Genomic DNA, 6,377 nt, shown 5'->3' with positions numbered 1-6,377 from the left:
AAGGACCCCGTCATGGCCGCGATGATCGGCGGCATGGACGTCCAGCAGGCCATCGTCGCCGGCGGCGGCGCGCTCCCCGCCGACAGCAACGGCACCCCCTGGAACGGCAAGTACATCGTCGCCTCCGGCAACCTGCTGGCCGACTTCCGCGCCAACGCCGCCGCCGAAGCCCAAGGCCGCCTGCAGACCGCCCGGCTCTACAACATGACCGACGACCCCGGCGTCAAGGCGATGCTCAAGTTCAACCTCGCCCGCGACACCGTCCACCAGAAACAGTGGCTGGCCGCCATCGAAGAGCTCAAGGCCGACGGCCTCGAAGACGACATCGCCCCCAACGCCCTGCTCGACGAAGAAGACCAGACCCACAACCACACGATCTGGCACCTCTCCGACGGCCCCGACGGCGCCAAGGGCACCAGCTGGACCACCGACGCCGGCATCGAATACCTGATGGACCCCGAACCCCTCGGCGGCCCCGGTACCGCGCCGAAGCCGGACCCGGCGCTCTACGGGACGTACGCGCCCCTGCAGGACGCCAAGGGCACGGCCAAGGGCAAGGCGAAGGAGGTCAAGAACAAGCTGACCTGACCCCGGCGCACCGGTGCGGGGCCGCGGTCCCGCACCGGTGCGGGCGTCCGGGTGAGGAGGGCGAGGTCACGGTGTCCGCGGGCGACCGGCGGGGTACCCCTGCCGGAGATCCCTCGCACCTGTGGAGGCCCAGTGCAGCCTTGGCCCGGTTCCCCCTACCCGCTCGGAGCCGATTACGACGGCGTCGGCACCAATTTCGCGCTCTTCTCCGAGGTCGCCGACCGCGTCGACCTCTGCCTGTTCGCCCCGGACGGCACCGAGACCCGGGTCCGGCTGCCGGAGGTCGACGGCTTCGTCCACCACGGTTACCTGACCGGCGTCGGCCCCGGCCAGGAGTACGGCTTCCGGGTCCACGGACCGCACGACCCCGCCCGCGGGCTGCGGTGCAACCCCGCCAAGCTGCTGCTGGACCCGTACGCCAAGGCCGTCACCGGCCGGGTGGACTGGGACGAATCCGTGTTCGGCTACCGCTTCGGCGACCCCGGGGAGCGCAACGACGACGACTCGGCGGCGCACACCGTCCGCGCGGTCGTCGTCAACCCGTACTTCGACTGGGCCAACGACCGGCCGCCGAAGGTGCCCTACAACGAGACCGTCGTCTACGAAGCCCACGTCCGCGGGCTGACGAAGCTCCACCCGGACATCCCGGAGGAGCTGCGGGGGACCTACTCGGGGCTGGCGCACCCGGTGATGGTCGAGTACCTCAAGGCCCTCGGCGTCACCGCCGTCGAGCTCATGCCGGTCCACCAGTTCCTGCACGACCACGCCCTCACCGAGCGCGGCCTCGCCAACTACTGGGGCTACAACACCATCGCCTACCTCGCGCCGCACAACGGCTACGCCGCCTCGATCATGCCCGCGACCCCGGGCAGCGAGGTGCACGAGTTCAAGGCGATGGTGCGGACCCTGCACGAGGCGGGGATCGAGGTCATCCTCGACGTCGTCTACAACCACACGGCCGAGGGAAACCACCTCGGGCCGACGCTGTCCATGCGGGGCATCGACAACCAGGCCTACTACCGGCTGGTCGAGGACGACCCGCAGTACTACATGGACTACACCGGCACCGGCAACTCGCTGAACGTGCGCCAGCCGCACACGCTGCAGCTGATCATGGACTCGCTGCGCTACTGGGTCACCGAGATGCACGTCGACGGCTTCCGGTTCGACCTCGCCGCGACCCTCGCCCGCGAGTTCTACGACGTCGACCGGCTGGCCACCTTCTTCGACCTGGTGCAGCAGGACCCGGTGGTGAGCCAGGTGAAGCTGATCGCCGAGCCGTGGGACGTCGGCCCCGGCGGCTACCAGGTCGGCAACTTCCCGCCGCTGTGGACCGAGTGGAACGGCGCCTACCGGGACACCGTCCGCGACTTCTGGCGCGGTGAGCCGGCGACGCTGGGCGAGTTCGCCTCGCGGATCACCGGCTCGTCGGACCTCTACCAGAGCGACGGCCGCCGCCCGTTCGCCTCGATCAACTTCGTCACCGCCCACGACGGCTTCACGCTGAACGACCTGGTGTCGTACAACGAGAAGCACAACGAGGCCAACGGCGAGGGCGGCCGTGACGGCGCCGACGACAACCGGTCGTGGAACTGCGGCGCGGAAGGCCCGACCGAAGACGAGAAGGTCCTCGACCTGCGGGCCCGCCAGCGCCGGAACCTGATCGCCACGCTGCTGCTGTCCCAGGGCGTGCCGATGCTCCTGCACGGCGACGAGCTGGGCCGCACCCAGCAGGGCAACAACAATGCCTACTGCCAGGACAACGAGCTGTCCTGGGTGGACTGGTCGCTGCTGGAGCGCAACCGCGAGCTGTTCGAGTTCACCGCCGCGGTCGTCGACCTCCGCCACCAGCACCCGGTGTTCCGCCGCCGCCGCTTCTTCGCCGGCCGCCCGATCCGCCGCGGCGACGAACTGCGCGACATCGCGTGGTTCACCCCGGCCGGCGAGGAGATGACCGACCAGGACTGGGAAGCGGGCTTCGGCCGCAGCATCATGGTCTTCCTCAACGGCACGGCGATCCCCGACCTCGACGCCCGCGGCGAGCGCGTGGTCGACGACTCGTTCCTGCTCTGCTTCAACGCCCACGACGACGACATCACGATGACGATCCCCGACGGGGGCTACGGCGAGGAGTGGGCGATCGTGCTCGACTCCGCGACCGGCGAGGTGTTCCACCGGTCCGTCGGCGGCGTCCTGGTCGGCGGCGTGGCGGGCGACCAGCTCGCCACCCCGCGCACGGTGGCGGGCCACGGCGAGCTGGTGGTCGGCGGCCGGTCGCTGACCGTGCTGATGCGCACGAAGGACGAGTGACGCGGCGCAGCCGGGTCGCGGGCGGCGACCCGGCTGCCGCGGCGGTCAGCCGAGGCCGGGACCCCGGGCGGCGTGCGGCCCCGGGCCTGCCGCGCGGCCCGCGCGGGCGGTCAGCAGACCGAGGGCGATCATGCCGACGCCCAGGCCGAGGTGCAGCCAGTTGTCCGCGGTGTTGACGGGCACGAAGTTCGCGTCGCTGCCGTGGTCGATGAGCAGCCCGTAGAGCCACAGCACCAGGTAGACGGCCCCGCCGGCGATGAGGAACAGCCGGGCGCCGCGCGGGGTGCGGGCCGAGGCGAGGCCGGCGACGCCGAACAGCAGGTGGACGATGTTGTGCAGGACCGAAACCATGAACACGCCCAGCAGCATGGCCATCGAGTCGTGGCCGGCGAAGCTCAGCTGGTCGTAACCGGTGGTGACGCCCGGAACGAAGCCGAGCACGCCGACCAGGAGGAAGACGACCGCGACGACCGCGGCGGCGACCTGCACGGGTGTCCTGGTCCTGGGGTGGGTGGCGGTGGACATTTCGGTTCCTTTCGGCCGGTGAAGCCGGGGGCATACCCGGCCGGGCCGGCGCCAATCCCCGGCCCGGGTCTCGCTCCGGTTGCGAAGCCGGCCCATCGGGCTGATCCGGGGCTTCCGGCGTGTAGCCCGCGCCCGGACGGGGTACGCGCGCGTGAACAGCTCGTTCCCAGGCGGCAGGTGGGAGTCCGATGACCGACACGGTGACACGCCCGGCTCCGATCCCCCACCGGCCGGTGTGGCGGGGTCCGCGCGGCGGGACGATCCTCAAGACGATCCGCACCACCGACCACAAGACCATCGGCGTGCTCTACCTGACCACGTCGTTCGGGTTCTTCCTGATCGGCGGCCTGACGGCGTTGCTCATGCGCGGCGAGCTGGCCCGCCCCGGCCTGCAGTTCCTCTCCCCCGAGCAGTACAACCAGCTCTTCACCATGCACGGCACGATCATGCTGCTGCTCTACGCCACCCCCAACCTCTTCGGGTTCGCCAACTTCGTCCTGCCGCTGCAGATCGGCTCACCGGACGTGGCGTTCCCCCGCCTCAACGCCTTCTCCTACTGGCTCTACCTCTTCGGCGGCCTGGTCGTCCTCTCCGGCTACCTGACCCCCGGCGGCCCACCCGACTTCGGCTGGACCGCCTACACACCACTCTCCAACGCCATCCACTCCCCCGGCGTCGGCGGCGACCTCTGGATCACCGGCCTCATCGTCACCGGACTCGGCACCATCCTCGGCGCGGTCAACATGATCACCACCGTGGTGTGCCTGCGCTGCCCCGGCATGCTCATGTGGCGCATGCCGATCTTCACCTGGAACATCCTCTTCACCTCGGTCCTCATCCTGCTCGCCTTCCCCATCCTCACCGCCGCGCTGTTCGCGCTGCTGGCCGACCGGCACCTCGGCGCCCACGTCTTCGACCCGGAAAACGGCGGCGCGATCCTCTGGCAGCACCTCTTCTGGTTCTTCGGCCACCCCGAGGTCTACGTCGTCGCCCTGCCCTACTTCGGGATCGTCACCGAGATCGTGCCGGTGTTCAGCCGGAAACCGCTGTTCGGCTACAAGCTCATGGTGTTCGCGACCATCGGGATCACCGGACTGTCGGCGGTGGTGTGGGCCCACCACATGTTCGCCACCGGCGCCGTGCTGCTCCCCTTCTTCTCGATCATGACGTTCCTCATCGCCGTGCCCACCGGGATCAAGTTCTTCAACTGGATCGGCACCATGTGGAAGGGGCAGCTGAGCTTCGAATCACCGATGCTGTGGTCGGTCGGCTTCATGGTGACCTTCCTGCTCGGCGGCCTGACCGGGGTCATCCTCGCCTCGCCACCGCTGGACTTCCACGTCCACGACACCTACTTCGTCGTCGCCCACTTCCACTACGTGCTCTTCGGCACCATCGTCTTCGCCACCTTCGCCGGCATCTACTTCTGGTTCCCCAAGATCACCGGCCGGATGCTCGATGAACGGCTGGCGAAGTGGCACTTCTGGACCACGTTCATCGGCTTCCACACGACGTTCCTGATCCAGCACTGGCTCGGCGACGCCGGCATGCCCCGCCGCTACGCCGACTACCTCTCCAGCGACAACTTCACCTGGATGCACACGGTGTCCACGATCGGCGCGTTCCTGCTCGGGTTGTCGGTGCTGCCGTTCATCTGGAACGTCTTCAAGAGTTACCGCTACGGCGAACCCGTCACCGTCGACGACCCCTGGGGCTACGGCAACTCCCTCGAATGGGCGACCACCAGCCCGCCGCCGCGGCACAACTTCCTCGCCCTCCCGCGCATCCGGTCGGAACGGCCGGCGTTCGAGCTGCACTACCCGCACATGGTCGAGCGGATGCGCGCCGAGGGCCACGTCACCCGCGGGCATCCCGGCGACAAGCCGTCACCCGCGGAAGTCGTGGCCGCCGCCACCCAGCCGCCGGACCAAGGTGAAAGTGACGACCCCCGCGGCCGCTGACCCGGCCGCGGACGGGGGTCAGAGGATCGGCACGCCGCCGGTCACCGCGACGCGGGCGCCGGAGACGTAACTGCCGTCGTCGGAGGCCAGCAGCACGTACACCGGCGCCAGCTCGGCCGGCTGCCCCGCGCGGCCCAGCGGCACCTGCTCGCCGAAGGACTTCACGGCCTCCTCCGGCATGGTGGACGGGATCAGCGGTGTCCAGATCGGCCCGGGCGCCACGCTGTTGGCCCGGATCCCCTTCGGCCCCAGCAGCTGCGCCAGCGCGGCGCACATGTTCGCGATGCCCGCCTTCGTCACGTCGTAGGGCAGCAGCTGCGGCGTCGGGTTGTCGGAGTTCACCGACGAGCTGCCGATGATCGACGCCCCCGGCTTCATGTGCGGCACCGCCGCCTTGGCGAGGTGGAAGAACGCGCTCAGGTTGATGGCGAGGGTGCGGTCCCACTCCTCGTCCGGGATCTCTTCCAGGCTTTCGTGGCTCATCTGGAAGGCGGCGTTGTTGACCAGGACGTCGATCCGGCCGAACTCGTCCACGGCCCGGGCGACCAGGGCCCGGCAGTGCGCCGGGTCGGCGACGTCCCCGGGCACGACGACGGCCTTGCGCCCGGCCTCTTCGACCCAGCGCCGCGTCTCTTCGGCGTCTTCGTGCTCGTCCAGGTAGGAGATGAGCACGTCGGCGCCTTCCCGCGCGTACGCGATCGCCACCGCGCGGCCGATCCCGCTGTCCGCTCCCGTGATGAGCGCCGCCTTGCCGGTCAGCTTGCCGGAGCCGCGGTAGGTGTGCTCGCCGTGGTCGGGCCGCGGCGTCATCGCGGCGGTCGTCCCCGGCGGGGTCTGCTGCTGGGCGGGCTGCTCGGGCACGGTGGCTCCTCCGGTACGGGATCGGCTTTCCCGCTGCGGGTTCCCGGTGGCTCTCGCCTCACACTGTCATCTTGATGATGACTTCCTACTTGTCATCGTTTGGATGACATGTTAAAAAGGTGGTGCGTGTTG

General features: G+C 69.6%; 5 protein-coding genes. 3 read left to right on the top strand and 2 right to left on the bottom strand.

Annotation, left to right across the window (positions count from 1 at the left end; translation table 11 throughout):
- On the top strand, nt 1-588 hold a 588-nt coding region (locus ACWEGE_RS42715; RefSeq protein ID WP_449666215.1), incomplete at its 5' end, for a manganese catalase family protein.
- A gap of 132 nt (nt 589-720) precedes the next feature.
- Nucleotides 721-2,898, top strand: a complete 2,178-nt coding sequence (gene glgX, locus ACWEGE_RS42710; protein ID WP_449666214.1) for a glycogen debranching protein GlgX — start codon at nt 721-723, stop codon at nt 2,896-2,898.
- 45 nt (nt 2,899-2,943) lie between these two features.
- On the opposite strand, the gene ACWEGE_RS42705 is transcribed toward glgX, so the two are convergent.
- On the bottom strand, nt 2,944-3,423 hold the full coding sequence (locus ACWEGE_RS42705; protein ID WP_449666213.1) for a DUF4383 domain-containing protein: 480 nt from the start codon (nt 3,421-3,423) through the stop codon (nt 2,944-2,946).
- A 188-nt stretch (nt 3,424-3,611) separates the two neighbouring features.
- Between ACWEGE_RS42705 and ctaD the strand changes: the two genes are divergently transcribed.
- Nucleotides 3,612-5,384, top strand: coding sequence for an aa3-type cytochrome oxidase subunit I (gene ctaD, locus ACWEGE_RS42700; RefSeq protein ID WP_449666212.1), 1,773 nt, complete (start codon nt 3,612-3,614; stop codon nt 5,382-5,384).
- A gap of 18 nt (nt 5,385-5,402) precedes the next feature.
- On the opposite strand, the gene ACWEGE_RS42695 is transcribed toward ctaD, so the two are convergent.
- Entirely contained in the window at nt 5,403-6,245 is an 843-nt protein-coding gene (locus ACWEGE_RS42695; RefSeq protein ID WP_449666211.1) for an SDR family oxidoreductase, read from the bottom strand.
- Between the last annotated feature and the right edge of the window lie 132 nt (nt 6,246-6,377).

The organism is Amycolatopsis sp. NPDC004747, assembly GCF_053601335.1.
Note: the sequence above shows the minus strand (reverse complement) of the source record. Positions and strands in the feature narration are given on the sequence as shown.